Raw genomic sequence first — 25,337 nt, forward strand, 5'->3', positions numbered from 1 at the left:
CGCTCTGAGCTCTGAGCCAGGATCAAACTCTCAGGTTGGTTTGACACTTAAACTCAGTCATTTCTTCAAATCACTGCGTAAGTTTACGTTCATTAACGAGTTCCCACACGACATTCTAACCGAAGTCAAAATGTCGAATGGTTGTCTATTAAAGAGACCGCAAACATCAAGTGTCATAAGTAGGCTATCTCAAGCCTACGCCAGAACACCGCCGCCTGCGTTTCTCTTTCCAATATATACAATGTCAAAGACCGAACCGCTGCCGACCGAGCCGGTGGCGGTGACAACTTATATCCAAGTCATCGAAGGAGGCGCGTATTTAGCTAAGCGCCGATTTCGTGTCAACTGATTTTCTTCTTTATCCACAGCGTGTTTAAGGCCGTTTTTAACGAAGACAACAAAAGTTCGCCGGACTATCTTTGTGGGATAATCCCTGGCTCTCTTAAGCTGAATCAGAAGGTTGCGTGTCTTAATCCCGTTTCGATTTTGCATCAAGCGTTAATTAGATTTTTACAAACTTAATTTTCGCCGGACGCTGGATCGGCAGAACCTCAACAGCGAGGCGCGGTATCTAGTGGCTTGCGACAGGAGTCGCAAGCCTTAAATTCAGAAATATGAACTTTTTTAGAATGTGCGAAAACGCGCGGCTCAGCCGGCTGTAATATAGGCCTTCAGCGTCTGCGCTTCGTGTTCTGTCGCAGCGATGCGCGCCTTGACCAGGTCGCCGATGGATACGATGCCGACCAGCCGCGCCCCTTCCATGACGGGCAGGTGGCGAATCCGGCGATCCGTCATCCGGCTCAGCAGCGTCTCGACCGTCTCACCGAGATGGGCAGATACAACATCCTTGCTCATGAACTTGTTGACCGGCTGGCTGAGCGAGTCGTGGCCCGTCTGGGCAATGGCGCGTATAATGTCGCGTTCGGAAATAATGCCGACCACACGGTCGACCCGGTCCGTCACCACAAAGGCGCCGACCTTGCGCGTATAGAGAAGTGCCGCCACTGACGACAAGGTGTCGTCCGGCGTGACCGTAAATACCTGACGGCCTTTGGTGTTAAGCAACTGGTTGATCAGCATAACTCACCCTCCCGGATCGGCTCTTATGTTATGAGCCTTAAAAGGTGATGGTCTCGCGATGCGCATAAAATTGCAATAAAGACGCGTACCTGCGACAGTTCAACTTGTTGTGAAATATCGCGCGTGGAAGACATGCAGCCAGGGCGAAATCAGCACCAGGCCGATTACATAGGCCGACAGGTGGCTTTCCCACGCCATATCGGTGAAGGCGCCCTTATGGGAGAAATATGACACCACGTGAAAGACGACAATAATTGCGCTTAGGGCCACGACCTGCGGATTCGTAAAGGGAAGCAACTTGATATCCCCGCCCCGCCAGGGCAGCCTTACCGCCGCCCCCATGATGCCCGAAGCGGCAGCCGAGGCGCCGACGACCGTCAGGTTCTCATACATATGAAGAAAGCAGAACGCCAAGCCTGCCGTGACGGCGGTCACTTCGAACAGCAGCAGAAACGATACAAAGCCCCATCCGCCACCGCCGAAGGCGCGGATCAGCGGCACACCGAACAGCATTATAATGAGCGCATTGACCAGCCCGCCCACCAGACTGCCGTGCAGAAAGGCGTAGCTGAACAAAAGCTCCACCCTGCCCTGCCGCAGCAAGAGCGGGTTGAGGCCAAATGCGTCGAACAGGGCGGCCATGCCGCTCTTGCTGAGCGTAAGTTCCAGCACCAGCACCGCCACGATGATCGCCGGCAGGACGAGCGTGGCCAGCGGCGCGCCGAAAATGGGTTCGCGAAATTCAGGTTTGTTCACAGCTCACCTTATCTGGCTTATTTGGGACCTGGCTTATTTTGATACGCTTTTCAGGAGAACCCTGCCCCAAACTGGCATCCCGTTGCACGTGCGACGCTTTTTTTACACCTCAAGCGTTAAGCGAAACCGTCATATTCCCCTTTAAAAACAGAATTTAATCCCGTCCGCGGGTAAAAATATACGTATTTTTTAAGGTTATGAACCACATTGGCACCTGATTTGCTGACAGAACCGTGTCGTCAACACCGGAGCGTGTGCCATGTCGTTAACTAAAGTCGCTATCCTGACGGGTCTTGCAGGGCTTGCCCTCGCGGCCTCGCCGGGCATGGCCCAGACCATGTCGACCAAGGCCGCCGCGTTCGAAACCGGCTACGGTCTCGCCCGTAACCAGATGCAGAACGCGGTCGATCCGTCGACGCGCGATGCCAATGGCAATCGTGTCATGGTCGACGGTTCCATGTCGATCGGCAGCGATAACAGCGTCTTCTCCTATTCGAAATCGCTCGGTGCCGGTGATTCCTTTTCCGGCGCAGGGGCGCTGGGCGGGGCAACGGCCATTGGCAACAACCTCTCGGTCGTCGTCAACGGCAATTACAACACGGTGATCATTCACTCGACCCAAACCAACAACGGCAATGTCACGGCCACAAGCAACGGCCGTACGGCGCAAGGCGCCACAGGGACATCGTCGACGGATTCCTCTTTGAACGGACAGGTAAACCTCAATGGCTTCTGAGACCCAAATTCACGCGCCTCGCAAAGGCCTGAAACGGTTCGCCGCACTGCTTACCAGCGCCGCAGCCCTGAGCATGACCCTGACCGGCTGTATGACCACCCCCAGCGTCAACTCGGCCGGCGTCTATAAAGACCCGATCGGCAAGGCGCCGGTCACCGCCAATGCGACGGCCTATTCCGACGCCCTCGTCTGCCTGGGCTCCTTTGCCCGCCAGCATCGCCTGGCTTCGCCGCGTCTGGCCGTCGGCCGTATCTCGGACTACACCGGCAAGGTGTCGCTGGAAGGCGGTCGCGAAATCACCCAGGGCGCCTCGCTGATGGCGATGACGGCCCTGGCGAAGTCCGGAGCGCGCCAGGTCGAACGTTTCGACACCAGCGTCGGTGAAATGGAACTGAAATACGCCAATAACAAGCTGATCACCGATGCACCGAGCGCCAATCCGACGGCGCCGGGCGACTTCCGCAAGATCAATGCTGGCTCGGTCGCCGGTTCCGACTTCTTCATCGTCGGCGGTATTACCGAGCTGAACTACAATATCCGCTCGTCGGGCGTTGATGCCTATGCCGGCGAAGTCTCCGACGGCGGCGTCAAGGGCCTGTTCACCGGCCGCACCTATGTGATGAATGTGGCGCTGGACCTGCGCCTGGTCGACACCCGTACGCTGGAAGTCGTCGATGTCATCTCGTATCAAAAGCAGATCGTCGGCCGCGAAGTGAAGGCTGGTGTCTTCGACATCCTGAACGGCAATATCTTCGACATCTCCGGCGGCCAGGGCGCCCTGGAACCCATGCAACTGGCGGTCCGCGCCATGATCGAGCGCGCGACGCTGGAATTCATGGCCAATCTGTACGGCGTGTCGGGTCCCGAGGTCTGCCTCGATCCGTCCAATGACTTTCTTTATAATGACACCATCGGCGCCACCGGCGGCCTGACCCCTGCCTATAATAATCTGGAGACGAACAATGCCGGTACCCGCGCCGATCCGAACCGCTGGACGGATGTCTCGACGTCTTCTCGTGGCCGTGGCAATGGCGGCCGTTCTTCCGGCGGCTCTCGCTACTAGCAGTTTCGCGCAAGAGGCCATCAACAACGTCCAGGACCAGGAAGGCGACGTGCTCGCCTCCCAGACCCTGAACGTGGTTGAGAACGACGGCCTGACCAAGGGAGAAGCCTTTGCCACCGGTAATGCGCTGACCGGCGGCAACCAGGCCGTCGACGCAAGCCTCTATAACTATCAGTTCGTACGCGGCAATATCTCGGGCGATGTGCACATTAATGGCACCAATACCGGCGACGAGGATCTGTCGCTGGGCACCCCGGTCTATGCCGCCAGCCAGGGTATCGGCAACTATACCAGCTTCGTCGCCGAAAACGGCGACCTGAGCGCCATGAATACCCGTCAGGTGTCGCAGGCTGCGACCGTCTCGGCGACGACGCACATTAGTTCGCCCAACAACGCCATCTATGTAAGTGGCGAAGGTAACGCGACGTCCGAGGTCAATCACACGGCCTATCAGGTGACGAACGGACGGCTCGACGCGTCGTCATGGCAGGCCTCAGCCACCGATTCCAAGGCCAATGTGTCGGCCATCGTGCATTATTCGCCCTCGCCCAACGCCTATAATGCCAGCGCGACCAACAACTACTATTCGTCTTTTAGCGACGACCGCGGCTCGCAGGAGCACGAGACCAATCAGGGCACGACGGGGGACACCCAGGCGCGCTCGGAAGTCTATGGCGGAAATATGTGGCTGGTGTCGAGCAGCGGCACAGCAATCGCCAATAATGTCGACCTGCAGAACCAGGGTGGTTCTCTGGTCGTCGACAATCGCCAGGTCCAGGCCGGCGCGGTTCAGGCGCAATCTGTCGTCCAGTCCTATGAATATGGCGAGGCCCATGCCACGGCAACCGGCATCGGCAACAATATGGCGGCCGGCAACAACGACATCTATGTCCGTATCGATAACGATCAGGTGTCGAGTGGTGGCGTCGATGTCAGCGCGTCCTTCGAAGGCACGACCGGCTGGGACGCCTATGTCACGGCGGATGCAGTCGGCAATCAGGCCCTGGGCTATGCCTGCGCCGACTGCGGCGGCGATCTGGGTGCCAACAACAGCCAGGTCAACAATTCGGATGTGACGGCCTCCGCTGCCGCAACCGTCGCCAAAGGGCGCTCGATCGTGTCGACAGCCCGCGCCACGGGCAACAGCGCGACCTATTATGTGTCGGGTTCAGGGCATTAGTTAGAGTAGGGAGCGCCCCTCCCGGCCTCGGCGGCAGCCAACGCGGGTGGGCGATAAGTCAAGCCTGGACAATGACAAGGCACCTTAACAAACTGTAACCTTGCACTTTGGCCTTTATTCCGGCGCGAACATGCGTCAGGTTCGCCGCATTGCTGATGCGGAGCCCATAAATGATATCGCGCAAGACCCTCGTTTCGACCTTCCTGCCCTCGCTGGCGGCACTGGCCCTGGCCACCACGGCGCTTACCACGACTCTGGCTCCGGTCGTCGTCCTGGCCAAGACGGCTCCGGCTGCGACCGCCGCCGCGGCGCCGGACGCATCGAAGCCCGTCGATTTCGCCCAGAACCACTCCGATATCAAGGCCGACCCCGCCATTCGGTTCGGCAAGCTGCCCAACGGCATGACCTATATTATCATGAAGAACGCCACGCCTCCGGGTACGGCGTCGTTGCGCCTGCGCATCAATGCCGGATCTATGATGGAAAACGAGACCCAGCGCGGTCTGGCCCACTTCCTGGAGCATATGGCGTTCAACGGATCGACCAATGTGCCGGAAGGCGAGATGGTCAAGATCCTGCAGCGTCACGGCCTAGAATTCGGCCCCGACACCAATGCCTTCACCAATTTCGATGAAACCGTCTATGAACTGGACCTGCCGAAGGTCGCCGATGACGACCTCGATGTCGGCGTGTTCCTGCTGCGCGAAACGGCCGGCAACCTGCTGCTGGACGCCAAGGCGATCGACAGCGAGCGCGGCGTCATTTTGGGTGAAGAACGCCTGCGCGACAATCCCGGCATGCACGAATTCATGGCCTGGTCGGGCAAGGCCTTTGCCGGCCAGAAATACCCCGAACGCCTGCCCATCGGTCTGACCGACATCATCAAGACGGCGCCACGCGAAACCTTCAGCGATTTCTACAACGCCTTCTACCGTCCGGAACAGGCGACCCTGGTCGCGGTCGGCGATTTCGACCTCGACGCCATGGAAGCGCGGATCAAGACCAAGTTCTCCGACTGGAAGCCGGCGGCGCCCGGCCCCCTGCGCACCACCGACTTCGGCGCCTACAAGAACAAGGGCGCGATCATCGAGACCTATGTCGAAAAGGGCCTGCCCGACGGCATAGCCATGTCGTGGTCGACGCCATACGATGACCGCTACCAGACCCTGGGCACGGCGACCGACGATACGCTGGACGGCGTGCGTACGGCGATCCTCAATGAGCGCTTCGAGCGTCAGGCCAAGTTGCCGAATACCGCCTTCGCCTCCGCCGGTGTCGGCCATTTCGACATCGAGCATACGGCCGAGATGACGCAACTGAATGTCACGCCCAAGCCGGGCCAGGACAAGGCTGCCTTCGAGCAGGCCTACACGACCCTGCGCCAGTTCGAACAGTATGGCGCCGACCAGGCCGAATTGGACCGCGTGCTGGCGGACATGGAAGCGGCCTACAAGGCAGCGCTGCAAGGCGCCAATACGCGCAACAGCCGCAACCTGGCCGAGGGACTGGTCGATTCCGTCGACAATGGCGAGGTCTTCACTTCGCCGCAGCAGGATTATGATTTCTTCGCAAGCCTGAAGCCGAAGATCACCCTGGCCGCGGTCAATGCCGGCGTGAAACCGCTGTTTGCCGGCGACGGCCCGCTGATCTGGCACAGCGGCGAGACCCTGGGCGATCTCGACAAGCCGGCGCTCAGCGCCAGCTACGCGGCGATCAAGGCGGCCAAGGTCGTTGCCGCCGAAAGCCACGCCAACAAGACTTGGCCCTATACCGATTTCGGCAGCCCGGCGGCCATCGTCAAGCGCGAGGAAGTCCCCGATCTCGGCATCGTGCAACTGACCTATGCCAACGGCCTGAAGGCGACCATCAAGTCGACCAAGTTCAAGGAAGACGAGATCGGCATCACGGTGCGCTTTGCCGGCGGGCTGGACAGCCTGTCGCCGGGCGCCAAGCCGCCCGTGTTCCAGGCCTCGGCACAGGGTGTGTTCGAGGGCGGTCTGGGCAAGCTGGAAGCGGCCGAAATCAAGGACAGCCTGACCGGCAAGATCTACGGCCTCGACTTCGATATCGGCGAGGATTCGACCACACTGCGCGGCGGCACGACCAGCCAGGATTTTGCCACCCAGATGCAGGTCCTGATGGCCTTTACCGTCGATTCCGCCTATCGGGCCGATGCCTGGGAACGACTGAAGGCTTTTGTGCCGAACTATTATACCTCGCTCGATTCGACGCCCAACGGCGTGTTCCAGATGAAGGCGTCTTCCGTCCTGCATTCCGGCGATCCGCGTTTCGGCATTCCCAGCCAGGACCAATTCCTGGCCACGACCAACGACCAGATCAAGACCCTGATCGATACGCAGTTGAAGACCGAGCCGGTGGAAATCACCATTGTCGGCGATGTGACCGAGGACGAAGCCAAGGCGCAGATCGCGGCGACCTTCGCCACCCTGGCCCCGCGCACGGCGGCCCCCATCCCTGCCGATTCCGATACGGTCAAGTTCCCGGCCACCAATCTTTCACAGACCTTCGAGCACCACGGCCGCGCCGACCAGGGACTGACCTATGTCGCCTGGCCGTCCGACGACTTCTTCAGCAATATGAAGCGGTCGCGCGGCCTGGAAATGCTGTCCGATGTCATGACCTTGCGCCTGACCGACGAGGTGCGTGAAAAGCAGGCCCTGGCCTACAGCCCCAATGCCGACAGCTACGCCTCGAACGCCTTTAGCCATTACGGTTATTTCAGCGTGTCGGCCGCGGTGAAGCCGGAAAATGCCGAGACCTTCCAGACGGCGCTGACCGCCATCGTCGCCGACCTCAAGGCGAAGCCGATCAGCGACGATGAATTGCTGCGCGCCCGGAAGCCAGTGCTGGATCGTCTCGAAAACGACCTGAAGACCAATGCCTACTGGGCCCGGGTCCTGCCCGGCACAATGAGCGATCCGCGCAAGCTGGACGCCATCCGGTCGCGTCGGGATCAACTGATGGCCGTGACGCCGCAGGATATCCAGGCCCTGGCCACGACCTATCTCGATATGGGCAAGGCTTTGATGATCCAGATCAAGCCTGCGGCACAGTAAGATCAGACGAGACGGACGGGACCGGGGTAAGACGCCACGGTCTCGTCGGATGTCAGCAGCGTCATGCCTTCGACGGTGGCTTGAGCCACCAACATGCGGTCGAAGGGATCTCTGTGAATCGGCGGTAGATTGGCCACGGCAACGGCGTGCTGGCCAAGAATTGGCAGCTCTATATAGCCGTTGTCGCGCAAACCGCGCCGCAGCAGGTGCGGGTCAACCTGGAAATCCGGGCGCCCGAGACTATTCTTTATCGCGACTTCCCAGGGACCGACCGGACTGAAATAAAGTTCGTGTTCAGGGTCGACAATCAGGTCAGTGGCTTGTTTTGACAGACGCTGCGGCGACAACGCCGCCCACAGCAGCAGATGGGTATCCAGGAGATATTTCATGCTTCGCCGTTAAACATCTTGATGATCTCGTCCTGTCCCATCGTGTCGAAATCGTCCGGCACACTGAATTGTCCAGCCATGAAACCCAGGCGTTGAGGTACGGCAAAATGTGGCGTGTCGAGAGGCACGACCTTCACCAAGGCCTTGCCGTTCTTGGCGATGATAAAGGGCTCGCCCCTGGCCGCCTGATCGACCAGACGCGACAGATGAGTCTTGGCTTCGTGAATATTGACAGCTTTCATGGCACACCTGAACTAAGTCTGATTAGTTTAGTCCAGTCTACGACAATTGGCAACGAAAAGTGAGGTCAGCTTCGATAGCATGACGTAGTATCGCTATTTCCTCCCCCTGCTTCGGCAACCTGCCACGAGATCGTCCATGCCAGTCATAACCCGTATCGCCAATCCCTATCTCGCTCTCGAAGTATCCTCGCTCGGCGCGGAAATGCAGAGCCTGACGACATCGGACGGCAAGGCCTGGCTCTGGGATGGCGACGCCCGGTTCTGGAGCGGACGATCGCCAATCCTGTTTCCCATGGTCGGCAGGGCACCTGACAACAGGGTGCATATTGCCGGCAAGTCCTATGAGATGGCTCAGCACGGCTTTGCCCGGCGCAGCGAATTTGTATTGGCGGCGCAGGACGACACCATGTGCCGCTTCGAACTGAGGGCGTCGGAGACGAGCCGGGTCGCCTACCCGTTCGACTTCGTACTCAGCCTGATCCACCGGGTGGACGGTCGCAGGCTCACAGTCTCGGCCGAAGTCGAAAACCGTGATAGCCAGCCCATGCCCTTCGGCCTCGGCTTCCATCCGGCCTTTGTCTGGCCACTGCCGGACGCCGCCGGCAAGCGTCACACAGTGACCCTCGACAATGGCGCAGAACCGGCGCGCGCCGGACTGGAAGAAGGGCTGATCAAGCCCGGAAAACTTGCTTCATCCTTCAAGAGCGGCAGGCTTGCCCTGGACCAGGCCCTGTTCGTCGCGGACGCGCTTGTCTTCCCCGAGGGCGCAGGCACTGGCCTTACCTACGCCGCGGAAGGCGGGCCGGCGTTGAAATTCTTCTTCGAGAACCTGCCCAATCTGGCGCTGTGGCAAAAACCCGGTGCGCCCTTTATCTGTATCGAGCCCTGGCACGGTCTGGCGGCTGAAGCGGGCGGCTCGGACGACCTGGCCAAGCGCCCGTATAGCCTCAGTCTCCAGCCAGGGGAAAAAGCGCACTTCGCCTTTTCGGTCGAGTTGCCGGCGTAACCCGCGCAGCCGTGCGTAATAGGATAGCCCAGGAGGACAGACATGGCTAAAAAGGTGACGGAAACCCCAGACGATGCGGCGATGGCTCCCAAAGGCGCGAACCGCCGCGAATTGCTGGGTGCGCTGGGTATCGCCGGGCTGCTAGGCGGGACGCCCTCGGTCAGTGAAGCGAAACCTCACCGGCACAGGCAGAGCGTAGACGACGCCCTGCGCGAAAACGTCCGGACCGTTGTCGTTATCTATGCCGAGAACCGCAGCTTCAACAATCTCTTCGCCCATTTTCCCGGCTTGCAGGCGCCGCTGAAGGATCTGAAACCCGAGCACTACGTACAACGCGACCGCGACGGAAGCCTTCTTGCCAACCTGCCAAAGATATGGAGCGGGATGGTCAAGGAAGAACAGGTGGTCAATCATCAAACCTACCTGATCGGTGAAGACGCCATCACCGGACTGCCCAACCAGCCTTTCGCGTTGCGGACACCGCAAGGCGATTTTCTGCCCCAGGGCGTGGTGACGCGGGACCTGGTGCACGAATTCTATCGCAGCCAGATGCAGATCAATGGCGGACGCATGGATCGCTTCGTCGCCTGGGGTGATACCGGCGCCATGGTCATGGGCCATTACGGCGATAACGACGTCAATATGCGGCTGTGGCGCATCGCCCGCGACTATACGCTGTGCGACAACTTCTTCATGGGGGCTTTCGGCGGCAGCTGCATCAATCACCAGTATCTGATCGCGGCGCGGCCGCCGCACTATCCCAATGCCGACCATACTGCAGCCCGTGAGTTGATCGCCGATATCGAGGGCGATCCCACGGGCATTAGTCTGCGGCCCAAGCCTGGCCTGGCCGCCAGCTCGATGGATGCACCACCGAAATTCGGTAGCACCAACTATTCTCCCGACTTCTATGGCGTCAACACCGTCAATCCGCCCTATGCGCCCAGCCCAACCCGCGATCCGCATAATCCTCTCCTGGCCGACTTCAACGATGGCAAGACCATTGTGCCGCAAACCCATGCGACGATCGGTGACCGGTTGTCGGACAAGGGTATCGACTGGGCATGGTATGCCGGCGGCTGGGACGTAGCCTTGAGGGCGCCGGCGCCCGTGCCGGGCGAAACGAAGCCGCCGGAATATGCCCGACGGCCCAACTTCCAGGAACATCATCAGCCGTTCAACTATTTTGCCCGTTTCGCGCCGGCGACGGTGGACCGGGAGCGGCATTTGCGCGACGGCGGGGTCGAGGACAGCCCGCGCACCAATCGCTTCCTGGCGGATATCGAAAAGGGCGCCTTGCCGACGGTCACCTATTATAAGCCACCGGGCAATCTGAACATGCACGCCGGATATTCCGATATCGAAAATGGCGACCGGCATATTGCCAACATCATCCACGCTCTACAGTCCGGCCCGCAGTGGAAGAACATGGTCGTCATTGTGACGTTTGACGAAAATGGCGGCTGGTGGGATCACGTAGCGCCGCCGAAGGGTGATCGCTGGGGGCCCGGCGTGCGCATCCCGGCCATCATTATCTCGCCCTTTGCGAAGAAGGGTCACGTCGATCATACGCTGTACGATACGGGTTCGATCTCGCGCTTCCTGGTTCGCCGGTTCGGGCTTGAGACCTTGCCGGGTTTGCGTGAGCGCGAAGAGGCAATGATGGCGGCCGGCGGCGTGGCTCCGGGCGATCTGACATTGGCGCTGCAGTTTACCTGATTGTGGCCGGCCGAATCAAAAATCCCGCCGAAAAACCGGCGGGATTTTAAGTTGGTGCGCGCTACTTTTTTATTGAAACGCTAGAGCGAAATGACTTTAGGTAGAACCGTCATTTCGCTCTAATTTTTTTGACGCGCAATTTAACCGAAAACGGGGCCGCCCGTGCGGTGCTGCACACTTTGTCGGATTGCGCTCTGGCGATTTACTGGACGAAGCCGCCGACACCACCGTCGAACACCATATAGCTGGAGCCCGAAGATTGCTGTTGGACAGCGACCTGACGCTGACGGCTGACCGTCTCGGTGCGGGTCAGGGTCAGGATCTTCACGCCGACGCCGAAGCGGCGCAGCAGCGAACGCTCGTTGCACTGGCGTTCCGGATGCTGGACGCGGCAGGTCAACAGGCCGTGCTCGAACCACAGGGCTTCACCCTTTTGGCAACTGGTCGACTTGCCGCCGTCGAAATTGATGTCGTGGCCGTTATAGTCTGCATAGACCCACTGCATGTGGGTGCCGGCGATGCAGCGGTAGATTTCGCCCGAATAGTCGTTGTTGATGTTGCGGTCCGGGAACAGCTGCGACGCCGGGTGCGGAACGCCCGTATCATCGATACACGACGCCTGTATAATGGTCGTCTTGGTGAAGGTCTGTTCTTCGGAATAGGATTCGAACTGCGCCGCGGCCTGGCCGGTGTCGACGTTCAGGCCGACGCCTTGCGGGTAGCCTGGGGTTTGCGACCAGTTGCCGTAGCCGCCGCCATAAACAGCGCCGCTGCCCGAACCTGAAGCGAAGGCGGACGCCCTGGAGCTGGAGCTGGAACTGTTCTTGACGTTAACATTGACATTAATGTCGCCGCCGCCGTGACCACCATGATGACCGCCGCCGCCATGATGACCGCCACCACCGCAACCACCACCGCAGGACGGCGGGGGCGGATTATGCGGGGGATGGGCCGGCGGGGGCGGCGAACAGCCGGTCTTGCAGGCCAGGGCTTCGCCGGCAAACGCCAGCGCGCCGATGCTCAAGACGGCAAGGACTAACTTTTTCATGACTGCGCGCATAGAACGCTCCTTTTTGGCTTTCTAGCCCGGCAAGCAAGAACCATACCGCGCCAAACTTGCCCTTTTCTTAAGCCTGTCCACATAAATTACCGTTGGGCAGCCTTTTACGGCAGCAATCTTGCCTCTTTCACCCCAGAAGGAGAGCCGCGTGCCCCATTCCAGCACAGTTTCATTTCTGAGCTACTGGCGAGGCCTGCAGACGCAGCCCGAACGGGCACCGTCGCGCGACCGTTTCGACCCTGCGCGTTTGAAAAGCCTGATCCCGCAGATGATCATGATCTCCACACTGGATCACAGCTATCGCTTTCGCCTGTCGGGCGGATTTCTCGTGGCTCTGCACGGTTATGAGCTGAAAGATACGTCATTTCTCGGCCTCTTCCGTTCGCCGTTTGCCAACACAGTCGAGACCGCGATGCAGATGAGCCTGCGTCGCGAACAGCCCGTGATCATGACCGTATCGGCGCCCTGGGTGCCGCATGGCGAGGATGAGGCCGCCTTGTCCCAAAGCGAAACGGTGACACTCGAGATATGTTTGTGTCCCATGATGAACCGCGATGGCGTGGTCGATCGTTTCGTCGGAATCTATCAGACCCTATCGGTAGCGCCCAAAAACACCAAGGGCTCGATCGGCCGCTATACATTAGTATCGTCGCGTCTTTATGAACCACATCGACGCGTCGGCGCCGCGCATCTGCGTCTGGTCGCCGTCGAGGGGCGGAATATCGCTTAAGTCTTCTCGGGCTTGATTTTTCACACAATCTGTAGCGAGGTGCGCCTTCATCAGGAGTGCGCCATCATGTCCGAGTCAAAAGCCGAGGAAGCCCAGGCACGCCTCGAAAAGCTGCAGGTGGCCCTGGTCGATACCCAGATCTGGACCATGAAGAACGGAGGCAAGGTCTGCATCCTCTTCGAAGGCCGCGATGCCGCGGGCAAGGACGGCGCCATCAAGCGCCTTTCCGAGACCCTGTCGGTGCGCAATACGCGCATCATCGCCCTGCCCAAGCCGTCCGATTTCGACCGTGGCGCCTGGTGGTTCCAGCGCTACGTCCATCAGTTACCGACATCGGGCGAATGGGTCCTCTATAACCGGTCGTGGTACAACCGCGCCGGAGTCGAGAAGGTAATGGGATTTTCGACGCCCGAAGAGCAGGAAACCTTTATCCGCGACGTGCCCGATTTCGAAGCCATGCTGGTGCGCAGCGGCATCACCCTGATCAAGCTGTGGCTCGATATCTCACGCGACGAACAGAAGCAGAGGCTGGACGACCGTCGTTCCGATCCGCTGAAACGGCTGAAGGTCAGCCCGCTCGACGCCGTCGCCCAGGATAAATGGGGCGACTATTCCAAGGCGCGTGACGATATGCTGCGCCGGTCCCACCATGCGGACGGACCGTGGTACTGCGTCGCCACTGACAGCAAGCGCAAGGCGCGCGAAGCGATCGTGCGCCATGTGCTCAACGTCCTGGCCTGTCCTGAAATGAGCCAGGTGGTCGAGGCGCCAGATCCCGATATTGTTTTCAGCTATGACGAGGTCATTGCCGGCCACAAAAAACTCGAAAAGTAACGGAATATTGACTCTGATCGGTCACGCTTCGCTCTGAACAAAATGTTCCTGGGTGACAGAATGACCGCCACGACGCCAAGCGCCGAAGTTTCGAAACCTGACCAACACGTGCCGTCTAAACGGCCAAATCTCAAGGTTTGCGGCGACTGCACCCTGTGCTGCAAGGTCTACGACATCGATGACCTGGGCAAAAAAGCCGGACATAACTGCAATCATCAGCGCGCCGGCACCGGTTGCGGCATCTGGGGCCTGCATCCACAAATCTGCCAGGATTTCAAATGCCTGTGGCTGAAGCACGACGATATGAAGGCCTTGTGGCGGCCTGATATCTGCGGTTTCGTTCTGCGGCTGGAGCCCAATGGCACGACCCTGGCCGTCGATGTCGATCCTGATCGGCCCGCCGCCTGGCGCCAGCCGCACTATTACGAACAGCTCAAGATCTGGTCGGAAGTGATGCCGAAGAACGAGGGCCTGGTGCTGATCTATGCGCCCGAAGGCGTTCATGTCATCACGCCGACGGAAGACCTGTTCCTCAAGACGCCGAAGCGTGGCGATATACTGGAGACCGGTATGGAAATGTCGCTGTTCGGCCTGCGTCCCTTTGCCCGGATCATTCCGGCGCGCGAAGTCCGCAAGGACCGCAGCCTAGTCGTAAAACGTAGAGCTTAGTCAACCTTTGACTTTTGCGGCGACCGGGATCATGGAGAGCCCATGACCGATCCCGTCAATCCCCTGCCCGACGCCAGTAGCCGCAACTGGGTCGACCGCTACGCTCCGGCCGTGCTGCAGCCCTGGCTGCGGCTGGGCCGGTTCGACCGGCCGATCGGTATCTGGCTGCTGTTCCTGCCCGGCGCCATGGGCCTGGCCTTCGCCACCTACTACCCGGCGCAATTTCCGTTCCTGAACCTGGTGCTCTTCGCAATCGGTTCGGCGTTGATGCGCGCGGCGGGCTGCGCCTATAACGACTTCGTCGATCGCGATATCGACGCCCAGGTCGAACGGACGCGCGGCCGGCCCATTCCGTCGGGCCAGATCACGCCCAAACAGGCCCTCGCCTTTGTCGCCGGCTGCGCCCTGATCAGCTTTCTCATCCTGCTGCTACTGGGGACCTTCGCCATCATACTGGGCTTCGTATCCCTGGGGCTAGTCGCTGCCTATCCATTCATGAAGCGCATCACCTGGTGGCCGCAGGCCTGGCTCGGGATCACCTTCAACTGGGGCTTCCCCATGGCCGTGGCGTCGGTGACGGGAGACGTCGATTGGGGGGCGTGGGTCTTTTATGCCGGGCTGATCTTCTGGACCATCGGCTACGACACCATCTATGCCTTGCAGGACATCGAGGACGACGCCTTTGTCGGGGTCAAGTCGAGCGCCCGGGCACTGGGCCGACATGCAAAAACCGGAATCGCCGTCTTCTATGGTCTGGCCGTTGTCCTGACGGCAACAGGTGCCGCGCTGGCGCACCTCGATCCGCGCTTTTTTGGTGGACTTTTGTTGGTGAGCGGTCATCTTGTCATGCAGGTCATTCGGCTGCGATTCAACGATAACGCCCTTGCCCTGCGGCTGTTCAAATCCAACCGCACCACCGGCCTTTTGTGGTGCCTCGGTCTGGTACTGGCCTTCAGTTTCTAAGGATAATCCCATGGCGGCGAACAGATTGAGGACTTTGGCGGCCTTGGCCATCGCCCTGAACCTGGGTTTGGGTGTCTTCGGCTGTCACAAGGCGCCCGACAAGCAGGCCAAGGGCGACGCGCCGCCGGCCACCGTGGCGCCGCTGGGTTTTGCCAAGACCGATGGCGACGCCCAGGTCACACTGACATTGCCTGAACCGATCAAGCTGTATCCGGAACTGCATACACGGCTTTACAATGAAGGACAGTCGACCTTGACGGCCTTCATGGATGCCGCGCGCAAGGATCGCGCCGAACAGAGCGCCGACGGTTTTATGGTGCCCAGCTATTCGCACTCGATCAACTGGAAGATCTCCGCCCAGTCGCAGCGGTTTGTATCGCTATATGCCGAGGAAGAGGACTTCCAGGGCGGCGCACATCCGTCGCAGACCTTCCAGGCGCTGTTGTGGGACAAGGGGCGCAGCGAACTGATCCCGACTGGAAAGCTGTTCAGCAATGGCGCCGATATGCGCGGCGTCGACAGCTATCTGTGCAAGCAGATTGAAACGGCGCGATCGAAGCGCGCCGGCGAACCGGTCAGCCAGGCCGATTTCGGCGATGGCTGCCCCAAATTCACCGAAGCGCGTCTGATCCTTATCCCGTCGACGATCAGCGGCAAGGTCGGGGCGGTCGACGCCCTGTTCGCCCCGTCCGAGGTCGGCGCCTATGCCGAGGGGCCCTACGAGATTCGCGTACCGCAAAGCCTGTTCAAAAGCGCGCTCAACCCGGATTTCGCCGACCAGTTCGCTGGCGATCCGATCGCCGAAAACGCCCTGCCCGATCCGGACGCCAATAACGACAAAGCCGAATAAGGCTTTATCGGTCATGACCGACCATCGCGCTTTCATTCTTGCCCATACGCGGCCGCTTATCGTGCCGAGCCTGCCCGACATAAGGCTGTATCAGGCTGACGAGGTCACGCCGCTGTGGCTGATGACCGAGGCGCAGATGGAACAGACACGCCTGGCGCCGCCGTTCTGGGCGTTCGCCTGGTCGGGCGGTCAGGCCCTGGCGCGGTACATCATGGAAAATCCACGTATCGTGCAGGAGCGCCGCGTGCTCGATCTCGCCTGCGGTTCAGGACTGGTCGGGATTGCGGCGGCCTTGTCGGGCGCGCAGAACGTGGTGTGCAACGACATAGACCTGCACGCCGAAGCCGCCGTAAGCTTGAACGCCGAACTTAATGGCGTCCAATTGGGTTTTATCGCCGGTGATCTAATGGGTGGGACGGCCCCTGACGTCGAGATCGTGCTGGCCGGCGACATCTGCTACGAAAAGCCGATGACCGAGGCCATGCTGACATTTTTGCGCCGCGCCCTGGGCCAAGGCTGCGAGGTCTATGTCGGCGACCCGCACCGCACCTATTTCCCGGCCACCGGGTTCGAACACTGCGCCCGTTACGACATTCAGACCAACCCCGATATCGAAGATTCTGCCGTCAAGCCGGCCAGCGTCTGGAGACTGAGCGCATGAGCAAGACCCATCACACCATCGACTATGTCGAGTTCCCCGCCCAGGCAACCGGGCCAGTCAAGGCCTTCTACGGCCAGGCTTTCGGCTGGGAGTTTGCCGACTACGGCCCGACCTATGCCGCGCCGGTCAATGCCGGTCTGGACGGCGGGTTTCAGGCCGATCCCGACGAGGCGCCCGGGAAGCCGCTGGTCATTCTCTACAGCGACGACCTGGAAGCTTCGCTGGCGGCTGTGACCGAGGCCGGCGGCTCCATAATCGCCCCAATCTTCGCCTTCCCCGGCGGCCGGCGCTTTCACTTTGCCGATCCTTCGGGTAATGAATTGGCGGTGTGGTCGGACAAGTGACGCGCGTTTAGGGGGGCGGCATGAAACGGGGTCTTATATTTGGGTTGGTTTTGTGCCTGTTGGCGACTCCGGTCCTGGCCGGCTCGGCCGATCAACTATTGCGCAAGGCAGAAAAAGGCGATCCGCAAGCCCAGTTCGAAATGGGACGCCAGGCCATGTCGGGGTACTATCCTGACGTCGAACAGGCGGAAATGTGGTGGCTGAAGGCGGCTGAGGCGGGAAACGCCGAGGCGCAATACCAACTGGGAACACTCTACGGTGGCGCCCGGCTCGGCCCACCGAACGCCGAGAAGGCTCTGTCCTGGTACGAGAAAGCCGCCGCGCAGGGCCACACCCAGGCCATCGGCGCCGTTTGCCAGGGTTATTACGAGCGAAGCGACGCAGCCCAGGATATAGCGGCCACGGCAAAGGCCTGCACCCGCGCCGCCACCTTGGACATTCCGTTTGGTCTGGCCGTCATGGGGGAGTTTTACGCCCAGGGGACAGGTGGTCTGCCGGTGGATGGCGCCAAGGCCATCGACTACCTGACGCGGGCCGACAGCGCGGGGGTCTTGATGGCCACCCGGACCCTGGGTGTCGTGTATTTCGAGGGTAAGCTGACGGCACAGGATTACCAGCGTTCCATGACATTGTTCCGGCGGGCCATGGTGAAGGGCGACGTCGACTCCACTTACTGGCTGGGCAGGCAGTATGAGGGCGGGCTCGGCACAGCGGCCGAACCCGATGAGGCCGGACGCCTCTATTATTTGAGTGGCCAGGGCGGAAATGCCGCCGCGCGCAGTTGGCTGGACGCCCATTCCGAGATCACCGAAGACTGGCTGACACAGCGCCGCGTCAGCTGGTTTTCCGATCCACGCGGAACGTGGACAGTAACGACCAAGCTGCCGGACGGTACGACCCAGGAAACCGATGTCGGCGATTACCTCTTCGGCGGCCTGATAGCCGACTATCCAGAAAGAGCGCTTGAGGACGAGGTTGAAGGTACAGTAACTGTCGACTGTCACTGGAACAACGATGGTAACGTCGACAATTGCCTTATCCTCACGGAACTGCCCAGGGGTTATGGGTTCGGACTTGCCACCTTCAAGTTGTTAGGCAGGCCCGTTCCATTGACGCAAAAAGCCGATTGGGCACGCAAGGCCGCCGGCCACAATATGCGATCCACGCTCAAATTTGTGTTGTGACGAATTTCGGCTGGAATGCCCCCGGCGCGTAGCCGAAGTCGCGGGTGGCGGCACCGTGGTCGAACCACAGATCCTTATTCATACGCGTGGCCATGGAGAGATTCTGTTTCAGCGCCTTGTCTGGCCTGACTATACCGAGTGTTGCGAAGCCCAGCCGCCAAAGCCATAGCGGCAAGCTGACAATTGCCGGCTTGCGTCCCATGGCGGCGAAGATCTTTTCGACCATGGCGCGATAGGTCAAGCTGTCGCCGCCGCTCAGGTTATAGCTCTTGCCGTGGGTCGCCACGGCCGGCAGGGCCAGCAGGGCGGCGGTCGCCAGGTCGCGGGCATGGACGGGCTGGCGCAGGCCGGACGCCGAACCACAGACCGGAAAGAAACCCAGCTTTTCAATCATGTTGCGAATGCGGCTGATGTTTTCGTCCTCGCCTTCATCATAGATCAATGTCGGACGCAGAATCGTGCCGGCGACACCGGTCGCATCACAGAAGGCCGTGATCGTCTTTTCGCCGGTCAAGAGCTTGTGTGCAACCTCGCGCTCGGCCGGTTCGTCAGAGGCGTCCTTGGTGAAGATACTGGTCGAGGAAAAGGCGATCAGCCGACGCATGCCCAGTTCGAGCAGGCGCTGCAGCAGGGGCTCGGTGACCAACCAGATGGGTGCGGTAATAATGACCTGGGCAAAGGGCGTGTCGGGCTGGAAGGCTTCGGGGCTGTCTAGATCGAGATACAGGGTCTTTCCACTCAGTTCCTGGCGCGAAGTAAAGGTGGCATCGGGCATGATCTCGCGCAGCCGGCGGCCGACCAGCGTCCGCGCACCTATAACAAGCAGATTGTCCTCTATGGGCGCTACGGGGATGACATCATTCATGGTTCCAGCTTGGGCGCTGTACCGGTTATGGGTCAAGGGGGCTTGCCCCCTTGTTGCGACCTTTTTGACTATGGCCTTGCGCCGGGAACCGGTCTATCGACGGGGAAACGACGAGGATCAGATGAGCGCATACAAATCTTTGCGGGATTTCATGGCGAAGCTGGAGGCGGCCGGAGAACTGGTGCGCGTCAAGACGCCGGTGTCGACCCATCTCGAAATGACCGAGATTCAACTGCGCCTGCTGGCCGAAAAAGGGCCGGCGGTTCTGTTCGAGAACGTCACCCTGGCCGACGGCACGAAGTCCGATATGCCGGTTCTGGTCAATCTGTTCGGCAATGTGAAACGCGTCGCCATGGGGGTTACGCTGGACGGCAAGGAGCGCACCCAGGCGTCGGACCTGCGCGAAGTCGGCGAACTGCTGGCCTTTTTGCGCCAACCTGAGCCGCCGCGGGGCCTGAAGGACGCCTGGGACATGCTGCCTCTGGCCAGGACGGTGATGGGCATGCGGCCGAAAACGGTCAAGTCCGCCCCGGTGCAGGAGGTTGTGCTGACCGGAGATCAGATCGACCTGACGAAGCTGCCGATCCAGGGCTGCTGGCCTGGCGAACCGGCTCCCCTGATCACCTGGCCGCTGATCGTCACCAAGGGACCGTCGGAAAGCCGTGAGGACGACTACAATCTCGGTATTTACCGCATGCAGGTTCTGGGGAAGAACCGGACCATCATGCGCTGGCTGGCCCATCGCGGCGGGGCGCAGCATCACCGGCGCTGGAAGGGCGCCGGCAAACGCGAGCCCCTGCCCGCCTGCGCCGTGCTGGGCGCCGATCCTGGCCTGATCCTGGCGGCAGTGACGCCGGTGCCCGATACGCTATCGGAATATCAGTTCGCCGGGCTGTTGCGCGGTGAAAAGGCCGAGCTGGTCCAGGCCAAGACCGTGCCGCTGCTGGTTCCGGCCCATGCCGAGATCGTGCTGGAAGGCCATGTCCTGCTCGACGACTACGAGGATGAAGGGCCGTACGGCGACCATACCGGCTATTACAACAGCGTCGAAAAGTTCCCGGTGTTCGAGGTGTCAGCCATTACCATGCGCAAGAACCCGATCTATCTGTCGACCTTTACGGGTAGGCCACCCGACGAACCCAGTGTTCTGGGCGAGGCGCTGAACGAAGTCTTCATCCCGCTGATCCAGCAGCAGTTTCCGGAAATCGTCGATTTCTGGCTGCCGCCGGAGGGCTGTTCGTATCGCATCGCCGTCATCTCGATGAAGAAGGCCTATCCGGGCCACGCCAAGCGGGTGATGATGGGGGCGTGGTCGTACCTGCGCCAATTCATGTACACCAAGTGGATCATCGTGGTCGACGACGACATCAATGCGCGCGACTGGAAGGATGTCATGTGGGCGATGAGCACGCGGATGGACCCGGCGCGCGACATTACCGTGGTGGAGCATACGCCGATCGACTATCTCGATTTTGCCTCGCCGGAAAGCGGCCTGGGCTCGAAGATCGGGCTAGACGCAACCAACAAATGGCCGCCCGAAACCCACCGCGAATGGGGCGAAAAGCTCTATATGGAGCAGGAGGTGATCGATCGGGTTTCAGCGAAGTGGGCGGAAATGGGTTTGCCGGGATCGGGGAAAACGATCTGGAAGTAACTCCGCGGGAGTTCTGCCTCTACGATTTTTGTGCTTTCGGCATTTTTTACACAGATGTCACAGATTTCACAGATGATTTTTTGCCAGACTTTCGGCTATGCAAAATGAATTATCGACCTCGCTTTGCGAGGTCCTGATATCCAATGCGTTGCCCAAATGAAGCTCAGAAATCATCTGTGAAATCTGTGACATCTGTGTGAAAAAAAATACGCGAGATAGGAAAGCCGAAACAGTTCAAGCCTGCCTCAAAGAACGATCAAATTCGATCGAATGTGAAATATTTTGACTTTATGTGACGGATTTTGCCTGCTGGTCTGTTAAATCGACAGATCACACCGGGAGGCTGTCTATGCGCATTTCATCCATCCATCGTCTGCTGCTGACAACCGTCGCCGGCCTCGCCCTGTCGGGCGCCTCCCTGGCCGATACGCCCCTGCGTCACATGGAAAAGCTCGATCGTGGCGCCATCGCCGTCAAGGGAGACAGCGGGGTTCTCGTCAGTTGGCGCATACTGGCCGACGATCCGGACGGCGCGAAGCACGGGGTTTATCGCGACAACAAGAAGATTGCCACGGTCAGCGGCGTCAGCAACTATCTCGACACGGAAGGAACGGCCCAGTCGCTGTACCGCATCGACCAGAGCGCGCCGGTCAAGGTATGGAGCGACGGCTATCTCGCAATTCCGCTCGATACACCCGCCGGCGGGACGACGCCGGACGGCCAGCCCTATACCTACACCGCCAATGACGCCAGCGTTGGCGATCTCGACGGCGACGGCCGCTACGAGATCATCCTGAAATGGGACCCGACCAATTCGCATGACAACAGTCAGGGCGGTTATACCGGCCCGGTCCTGATTGACGCCTATACCTTGGACGGACAAAAACTGTGGCGCGTGGACCTGGGGCGCAATATCCGCGCCGGCGCTCACTATACGCAGTTCATGGTCGCCGACTTCGATGGCGACGGCAAGGCCGAGATGATCGTCAAGACGGCCGACGGCAGCCGCGATTCAGCCGGCACGGTGATCGGTGATGCGAACGCCGACTGGGTGTCGAAGGGCGGCGAACTGGAACAGACCGACCGCACCGGCTCAGTCAAGACGCCGGACGGCAAGCTGATGGCGCAGTTCCAGGGTCGTATCCTGAGCGGGCCGGAATATCTTAGCGTCTTCGATGCCCAGGGCCGCGTGGTCGATACGGTGCCCTACTGGCCGTCACGCGTCCCGGAAGGCGATACGGCGACGCCCGAACGGATGAAAGAGGTGTGGAACGACGGCTACGGCAACCGATCGGAGCGCTATCTCGCCGGCGTTGCCTGGCTGGACGGAGTCCATCCCAGCGCCGTCATGGCGCGTGGCTATTACGATCGCACCACCATGGCCGCCTGGGACTATAGCGGCGGCAAGCTTCATCGGCGATGGACATTTGATTCCAAGGCGTCCGGCGTGCCCGAAGGCTTCAGCGGACAGGGCAATCACCAGCTTAGCATTGCCGATGTCGATAATGACGGCCGCGACGAGATCATCTATGGCTCGATGGCGATCGACGACAACGGCAGGCCCCTTTGGACGGCCAAGCTGTTCCACGGCGACACAATGCATGTCGGCGATCTCGATCCATCACGGCCGGGTCTGGAAAAGTTCGGCGTCCACGAGGAGATGGGCAATAACGGCAATATCGGCTCGGCCCTGATCGATGCCCGCACGGCCGAGGTTTTGTGGACGACTCACGCCGACAAGGACACCGGCCGCGGCGTCGCCTTCGACATCGATCCGCGCTATCCGGGCGATGAGGCCTGGGCATCGAACGGACCGAACCTGTATAATATCAAGGGCGAAGTCATCGCACCGATCCACCCGCGCCAGGTCAATTTCGCCGTCTGGTGGGACGGCGACCTGCTGCGCGAAATGCTCGACGGCAATACCATATCGAAGTGGGACTGGACCCTGCAGGACACCAGGCCACTGCTGGTAGCCGAAGGCATGATGTCGAACAATGGCACCAAGTCGACACCTGCCCTGTCGGCCGATATTCTGGGCGACTGGCGCGAGGAAGTCGTGTGGCGCGCCGCCGATAATCGCTCCTTGCGCATCTATTCGACGCCCATACCTACGAGCTATGGCTTTGTCACCCTGATGCAGGATCCGCAGTACCGCGCATCGATCGCCTGGCAGAACACGGCCTACAACCAGCCTCCGCATACGGGCTTTCATCTTGGCGATGGCATGACGATGCCGGCAAGTGCGCGAATCACCACCGGTCAGTAGCCTAACTCGCCAGGACCGCGCGCGCTTCCTCGTTCGCCAGATAGCCAGCCACATCATTCGCGGGCATGGGTTTGCTGAAGAAATAGCCCTGGATATAGCGCGCACGAATCTGGCGCAGGCTGTGCAGTTCCGCTTCGGTTTCAACACCTTCGACCACACAGTCGAGGTTGAGGTTGCGGCACAGGTCGACGATGGTCTTGATGATCTTCAGGGTCGTGCCGTGCTTCACCAACTGCACGACGAAGCTGCGATCGATCTTGATCTTGTCGACCGGCAGGCGGTGCAGATAGCCCAGGCTGGAATAGCCCGAGCCGAAATCGTCGATGGCAATGCGCGCGCCCATGGCCTTCAGCCGCGACAAGGCTTCGCACGCCTGATCGAAATCGCACAGCATGGCCGTCTCGGTGATTTCGAACTCGATGCGACGCGGATCTATACCGCTTTTTTCAACGGTTTCGCAAATCCGGTCTATGGCCGCCGTCGAGCGAATGTCGTGGGCTGACAGATTGAACGAGGCGCACACGGAGTCGGGCCACGACGCCATATGACACAGGGCCTTGTTGAGCAGAATCAGGGTGATGCGCGAAATGACGCCTGACCGCTCGGCTGCCTTGATAAAGATGTCCGGGCGGACCGGGCCCAGGCGAGCGCTGTTCCACCGGGCCAGGGCTTCGAAACTGACCGCGCGGTGTGTGATAATATCGACCTGGGGCTGGAAGACGATTGAAAGTTCGGCATCGAGATCGCTGCTGCGCAGGGTCTGGTCGACCAGGCTGAAATCGTGCATCTCCGTTTCGTGACGTGCACTGAATATCACCGGCGCGCCGCGCAGGTTCTGTTTGGCATAGTAGAGGGCGTAGTCGGCCCGTTCCAGCAATTGCGACGGAGACGCCGTTCCGTCAGCGCAGCGGACAAACCCCACCGAGGCCGAGATATTGGCGGCCACGGACGACAGATGATAGGCCTGCCGCAGGCTGTCGCACAGTTGCTCCCCGAACGCCGTCAACTCCGCTTCCGAACGCGTGCCAGCCAGCAGGATGGCGAATTCGTCGCCGCCCATGCGTGCCGGAAAAAAGTTGTCGCCACAAAGGCTGCGCATACGGCTTGCAACCTCTACCAGCAGCGTGTCGCCGACACTGTGACCATAGAGGTCGTTGATCGGCTTGAAACCATCAAGATCGATCAGGGCGAGATCGAAGGCCGTGCCGCGCCCGGCTGCGGCCAGATGGGTTTCGAGTTGATGGAAGAAGCTGCGCCGGTTGGCCAAACCCGTCAGGACGTCGCGGTCAGCCTGGTAGCGGGCTTCGTCGCGATGGTGGTTGGCCTGGATGCGATCGCGGACAGCGCGGCGAATGGTGACGCGCAGGATAGCGCTCATGCTGAGCCCGATGCTTAGCGCCGTCAGAGCGATCCAGAAATACTGTTCGATGTGCGTCGGCTCGCGATTGAAGGCGATGACGCAAAAGGTGATTGTGCTGGCAATCGTGCCGGGCAGGACCACGCGCATGGCGGCACCCGAAACCGCGAAGATCGGCATCAACAGGGCAAAATAGATCAGCTTCAGCGGATCATAGACCAGCGCGATGTCGATGCCCGTGTTGATGAACAGAAGGAGATTCGCGACGTGGCCGGCAACTTCCAGGCGTTTCACCGACCGGGTTTCGCGGGTGAAGTGCAGCAGGAAACCGCTTATGACCACCGTTATCGCCGCCAGACCGGGAATAATACCGGGGTCGCCGGGCACACGATAGGTCAGGCCGTTAAACAGATAATAGCCGGCGATGGCGAACAGATAGCCACGCACCACCGGCCGCAAGGTGACCGCCATTTCTTCGGCCATGACGGCGTCGTCTGGGCCGCGCCGATTGCGCAGTCCGGCCATCAGACCCTGGGCGTCCGTCATAAGGCCAGACAGATAGCTTTGAACTTTTTCCGGGAAAGCGAATTTGCTCTGGGCGGAAGGCACCGGCATCATATTACTCTTTACTCAAACACACGTAACCCAG

Annotated in this window: 24 protein-coding genes; 17 read left to right on the forward strand and 7 right to left on the reverse strand. The window is 60.2% G+C overall.

The window, feature by feature from the left end; genetic code table 11:
- A partial coding sequence (locus AC1DXO_RS25315; RefSeq protein WP_476980997.1) for a hypothetical protein occupies nt 1-349 on the forward strand: 349 nt, incomplete at its 5' end.
- A gap of 299 nt (nt 350-648) precedes the next feature.
- Here the strand turns inward: AC1DXO_RS25315 and AC1DXO_RS25320 are convergent.
- Nucleotides 649-1,080 carry a CBS domain-containing protein gene (locus tag AC1DXO_RS25320; protein WP_476980998.1) on the reverse strand — a complete coding sequence of 144 codons (432 nt, stop codon included), beginning with the start codon at nt 1,078-1,080 and terminating at the stop codon, nt 649-651.
- A 99-nt stretch (nt 1,081-1,179) separates the two neighbouring features.
- Entirely contained in the window at nt 1,180-1,836 is a 657-nt protein-coding gene (locus tag AC1DXO_RS25325) for a rhomboid family intramembrane serine protease (RefSeq protein WP_476980999.1), read from the reverse strand.
- A 259-nt stretch (nt 1,837-2,095) separates the two neighbouring features.
- Between AC1DXO_RS25325 and hfaA the strand changes: the two genes are divergently transcribed.
- The 4 genes from hfaA to AC1DXO_RS25345 all read left to right on the forward strand — a co-directional run bounded on the left by hfaA (nt 2,096) and on the right by AC1DXO_RS25345 (nt 7,892).
- Complete coding sequence (gene hfaA / locus AC1DXO_RS25330; protein WP_476981000.1) at nt 2,096-2,572, forward strand: holdfast anchoring protein HfaA; 477 nt, start codon at nt 2,096-2,098, stop codon at nt 2,570-2,572.
- On the forward strand, nt 2,562-3,635 hold the full coding sequence (hfaB, locus tag AC1DXO_RS25335; protein WP_476981001.1) for a holdfast anchoring protein HfaB: 1,074 nt from the start codon (nt 2,562-2,564) through the stop codon (nt 3,633-3,635). The genes hfaA and hfaB overlap by 11 nt, the downstream gene beginning before the upstream one ends.
- The gene (hfaD, locus tag AC1DXO_RS25340) at nt 3,601-4,815 is read left to right on the forward strand and encodes a holdfast anchor protein HfaD (RefSeq protein WP_476981002.1); all 1,215 of its coding nucleotides are present in this window, start codon (nt 3,601-3,603) and stop codon (nt 4,813-4,815) included. The genes hfaB and hfaD overlap by 35 nt, the downstream gene beginning before the upstream one ends.
- Nucleotides 4,816-4,985: 170 nt before the next feature.
- Nucleotides 4,986-7,892: a M16 family metallopeptidase gene (locus tag AC1DXO_RS25345; RefSeq protein WP_476981003.1), complete on the forward strand. Its 2,907-nt coding sequence runs from the start codon at nt 4,986-4,988 to the stop codon at nt 7,890-7,892.
- A 2-nt stretch (nt 7,893-7,894) separates the two neighbouring features.
- On the opposite strand, the gene AC1DXO_RS25350 is transcribed toward AC1DXO_RS25345, so the two are convergent.
- Both AC1DXO_RS25350 and AC1DXO_RS25355 read right to left on the reverse strand, forming a co-directional pair.
- Nucleotides 7,895-8,281 carry a type II toxin-antitoxin system VapC family toxin gene (locus tag AC1DXO_RS25350; RefSeq protein ID WP_476981004.1) on the reverse strand — a complete coding sequence of 129 codons (387 nt, stop codon included), beginning with the start codon at nt 8,279-8,281 and terminating at the stop codon, nt 7,895-7,897.
- Nucleotides 8,278-8,523, reverse strand: coding sequence for a type II toxin-antitoxin system Phd/YefM family antitoxin (locus AC1DXO_RS25355; RefSeq protein WP_476981005.1), 246 nt, complete (start codon nt 8,521-8,523; stop codon nt 8,278-8,280). Before AC1DXO_RS25355 ends, AC1DXO_RS25350 begins: the two co-directional genes overlap by 4 nt.
- 136 nt (nt 8,524-8,659) lie before the next feature.
- Here AC1DXO_RS25355 and AC1DXO_RS25360 point away from each other — a divergent pair, with 136 nt between their 5' ends.
- Nucleotides 8,660-9,529 (forward strand): aldose 1-epimerase family protein, encoded by an 870-nt coding sequence (locus tag AC1DXO_RS25360; RefSeq protein ID WP_476981006.1) that lies wholly within the window; start codon nt 8,660-8,662, stop codon nt 9,527-9,529.
- A gap of 42 nt (nt 9,530-9,571) precedes the next feature.
- Nucleotides 9,572-11,248 carry an acid phosphatase gene (gene acpA, locus AC1DXO_RS25365; RefSeq protein WP_476981007.1) on the forward strand — a complete coding sequence of 559 codons (1,677 nt, stop codon included), beginning with the start codon at nt 9,572-9,574 and terminating at the stop codon, nt 11,246-11,248.
- A gap of 202 nt (nt 11,249-11,450) precedes the next feature.
- Here acpA and AC1DXO_RS25370 read toward each other — a convergent pair whose 3' ends face one another.
- On the reverse strand, nt 11,451-12,296 hold the full coding sequence (locus tag AC1DXO_RS25370) for a hypothetical protein (protein ID WP_476981008.1): 846 nt from the start codon (nt 12,294-12,296) through the stop codon (nt 11,451-11,453).
- A gap of 160 nt (nt 12,297-12,456) precedes the next feature.
- Between AC1DXO_RS25370 and AC1DXO_RS25375 the strand changes: the two genes are divergently transcribed.
- The 8 genes from AC1DXO_RS25375 (at nt 12,457) to AC1DXO_RS25410 (ending at nt 18,543) form a co-directional block, all read left to right on the forward strand.
- Nucleotides 12,457-13,038 (forward strand): PAS domain-containing protein, encoded by a 582-nt coding sequence (locus AC1DXO_RS25375; protein WP_476981009.1) that lies wholly within the window; start codon nt 12,457-12,459, stop codon nt 13,036-13,038.
- A gap of 66 nt (nt 13,039-13,104) precedes the next feature.
- Nucleotides 13,105-13,872, forward strand: a complete 768-nt coding sequence (ppk2, locus tag AC1DXO_RS25380) for a polyphosphate kinase 2 (RefSeq protein WP_476981010.1) — start codon at nt 13,105-13,107, stop codon at nt 13,870-13,872.
- Nucleotides 13,873-13,932: 60 nt separating this feature from the next.
- On the forward strand, nt 13,933-14,541 hold the full coding sequence (locus tag AC1DXO_RS25385; protein WP_476981011.1) for a hypothetical protein: 609 nt from the start codon (nt 13,933-13,935) through the stop codon (nt 14,539-14,541).
- Nucleotides 14,542-14,583: 42 nt separating this feature from the next.
- Nucleotides 14,584-15,504, forward strand: coding sequence for a 4-hydroxybenzoate octaprenyltransferase (gene ubiA, locus AC1DXO_RS25390; RefSeq protein WP_476981012.1), 921 nt, complete (start codon nt 14,584-14,586; stop codon nt 15,502-15,504).
- A 10-nt stretch (nt 15,505-15,514) separates the two neighbouring features.
- The gene (locus AC1DXO_RS25395) at nt 15,515-16,354 is read left to right on the forward strand and encodes a PdaC/SigV domain-containing protein (protein WP_476981013.1); all 840 of its coding nucleotides are present in this window, start codon (nt 15,515-15,517) and stop codon (nt 16,352-16,354) included.
- Nucleotides 16,355-16,367: 13 nt separating this feature from the next.
- Nucleotides 16,368-17,015: a class I SAM-dependent methyltransferase gene (locus AC1DXO_RS25400; protein ID WP_476981014.1), complete on the forward strand. Its 648-nt coding sequence runs from the start codon at nt 16,368-16,370 to the stop codon at nt 17,013-17,015.
- Complete coding sequence (locus AC1DXO_RS25405) at nt 17,012-17,359, forward strand: VOC family protein (RefSeq protein ID WP_476981015.1); 348 nt, start codon at nt 17,012-17,014, stop codon at nt 17,357-17,359. The genes AC1DXO_RS25400 and AC1DXO_RS25405 overlap by 4 nt, the downstream gene beginning before the upstream one ends.
- A gap of 20 nt (nt 17,360-17,379) precedes the next feature.
- Nucleotides 17,380-18,543, forward strand: coding sequence for an energy transducer TonB (locus AC1DXO_RS25410; protein ID WP_476981016.1), 1,164 nt, complete (start codon nt 17,380-17,382; stop codon nt 18,541-18,543).
- Here the strand turns inward: AC1DXO_RS25410 and AC1DXO_RS25415 are convergent.
- Nucleotides 18,527-19,408 (reverse strand): NAD-dependent epimerase/dehydratase family protein, encoded by an 882-nt coding sequence (locus AC1DXO_RS25415; protein ID WP_476981017.1) that lies wholly within the window; start codon nt 19,406-19,408, stop codon nt 18,527-18,529. The two genes, AC1DXO_RS25410 and AC1DXO_RS25415, sit on opposite strands and share 17 nt — an antisense overlap.
- Nucleotides 19,409-19,529: 121 nt before the next feature.
- On the opposite strand from AC1DXO_RS25415, the gene AC1DXO_RS25420 reads away from it, so the two are divergent.
- On the forward strand, nt 19,530-21,062 hold the full coding sequence (locus AC1DXO_RS25420; RefSeq protein ID WP_476981018.1) for a UbiD family decarboxylase: 1,533 nt from the start codon (nt 19,530-19,532) through the stop codon (nt 21,060-21,062).
- A gap of 349 nt (nt 21,063-21,411) precedes the next feature.
- On the forward strand, nt 21,412-23,331 hold the full coding sequence (locus AC1DXO_RS25425) for a rhamnogalacturonan lyase (protein WP_476981019.1): 1,920 nt from the start codon (nt 21,412-21,414) through the stop codon (nt 23,329-23,331).
- A gap of 1 nt (nt 23,332) precedes the next feature.
- Here the strand turns inward: AC1DXO_RS25425 and AC1DXO_RS25430 are convergent, their stop codons facing one another.
- The gene (locus AC1DXO_RS25430; protein ID WP_476981020.1) at nt 23,333-25,303 is read right to left on the reverse strand and encodes a putative bifunctional diguanylate cyclase/phosphodiesterase; all 1,971 of its coding nucleotides are present in this window, start codon (nt 25,301-25,303) and stop codon (nt 23,333-23,335) included.
- Nucleotides 25,304-25,337: the final 34 nt, after the last annotated feature.

It is taken from the genome of Asticcacaulis sp. P2_C5 (genome assembly GCF_056404555.1).

What these genes read in the sequence shown, in the direction of transcription:
- AC1DXO_RS25320 (WP_476980998.1), bottom strand. Translation starts at nt 1,080, where the DNA reads ATGCTGATCAACCAGTTGCTTAACACCAAAGGCCGTCAGGTATTTACG.
- AC1DXO_RS25360 (WP_476981006.1), top strand. Translation starts at nt 8,660, where the DNA reads ATGCCAGTCATAACCCGTATCGCCAATCCCTATCTCGCTCTCGAAGTA.
- AC1DXO_RS25345 (WP_476981003.1), top strand. Translation starts at nt 4,986, where the DNA reads ATGATATCGCGCAAGACCCTCGTTTCGACCTTCCTGCCCTCGCTGGCG.
- ubiA (WP_476981012.1), top strand. Translation starts at nt 14,584, where the DNA reads ATGACCGATCCCGTCAATCCCCTGCCCGACGCCAGTAGCCGCAACTGG.
- hfaD (WP_476981002.1), top strand. Translation starts at nt 3,601, where the DNA reads ATGGCGGCCGTTCTTCCGGCGGCTCTCGCTACTAGCAGTTTCGCGCAA.
- AC1DXO_RS25405 (WP_476981015.1), top strand. Translation starts at nt 17,012, where the DNA reads ATGAGCAAGACCCATCACACCATCGACTATGTCGAGTTCCCCGCCCAG.
- AC1DXO_RS25420 (WP_476981018.1), top strand. Translation starts at nt 19,530, where the DNA reads ATGAGCGCATACAAATCTTTGCGGGATTTCATGGCGAAGCTGGAGGCG.
- AC1DXO_RS25410 (WP_476981016.1), top strand. Translation starts at nt 17,380, where the DNA reads ATGAAACGGGGTCTTATATTTGGGTTGGTTTTGTGCCTGTTGGCGACT.
- AC1DXO_RS25415 (WP_476981017.1), bottom strand. Translation starts at nt 19,408, where the DNA reads ATGAATGATGTCATCCCCGTAGCGCCCATAGAGGACAATCTGCTTGTT.
- AC1DXO_RS25430 (WP_476981020.1), bottom strand. Translation starts at nt 25,303, where the DNA reads ATGCCGGTGCCTTCCGCCCAGAGCAAATTCGCTTTCCCGGAAAAAGTT.
- AC1DXO_RS25385 (WP_476981011.1), top strand. Translation starts at nt 13,933, where the DNA reads ATGACCGCCACGACGCCAAGCGCCGAAGTTTCGAAACCTGACCAACAC.
- AC1DXO_RS25395 (WP_476981013.1), top strand. Translation starts at nt 15,515, where the DNA reads ATGGCGGCGAACAGATTGAGGACTTTGGCGGCCTTGGCCATCGCCCTG.
- AC1DXO_RS25400 (WP_476981014.1), top strand. Translation starts at nt 16,368, where the DNA reads ATGACCGACCATCGCGCTTTCATTCTTGCCCATACGCGGCCGCTTATC.
- AC1DXO_RS25355 (WP_476981005.1), bottom strand. Translation starts at nt 8,523, where the DNA reads ATGAAAGCTGTCAATATTCACGAAGCCAAGACTCATCTGTCGCGTCTG.
- AC1DXO_RS25350 (WP_476981004.1), bottom strand. Translation starts at nt 8,281, where the DNA reads ATGAAATATCTCCTGGATACCCATCTGCTGCTGTGGGCGGCGTTGTCG.
- acpA (WP_476981007.1), top strand. Translation starts at nt 9,572, where the DNA reads ATGGCTAAAAAGGTGACGGAAACCCCAGACGATGCGGCGATGGCTCCC.
- AC1DXO_RS25425 (WP_476981019.1), top strand. Translation starts at nt 21,412, where the DNA reads ATGCGCATTTCATCCATCCATCGTCTGCTGCTGACAACCGTCGCCGGC.
- ppk2 (WP_476981010.1), top strand. Translation starts at nt 13,105, where the DNA reads ATGTCCGAGTCAAAAGCCGAGGAAGCCCAGGCACGCCTCGAAAAGCTG.
- AC1DXO_RS25370 (WP_476981008.1), bottom strand. Translation starts at nt 12,296, where the DNA reads ATGAAAAAGTTAGTCCTTGCCGTCTTGAGCATCGGCGCGCTGGCGTTT.
- hfaB (WP_476981001.1), top strand. Translation starts at nt 2,562, where the DNA reads ATGGCTTCTGAGACCCAAATTCACGCGCCTCGCAAAGGCCTGAAACGG.
- hfaA (WP_476981000.1), top strand. Translation starts at nt 2,096, where the DNA reads ATGTCGTTAACTAAAGTCGCTATCCTGACGGGTCTTGCAGGGCTTGCC.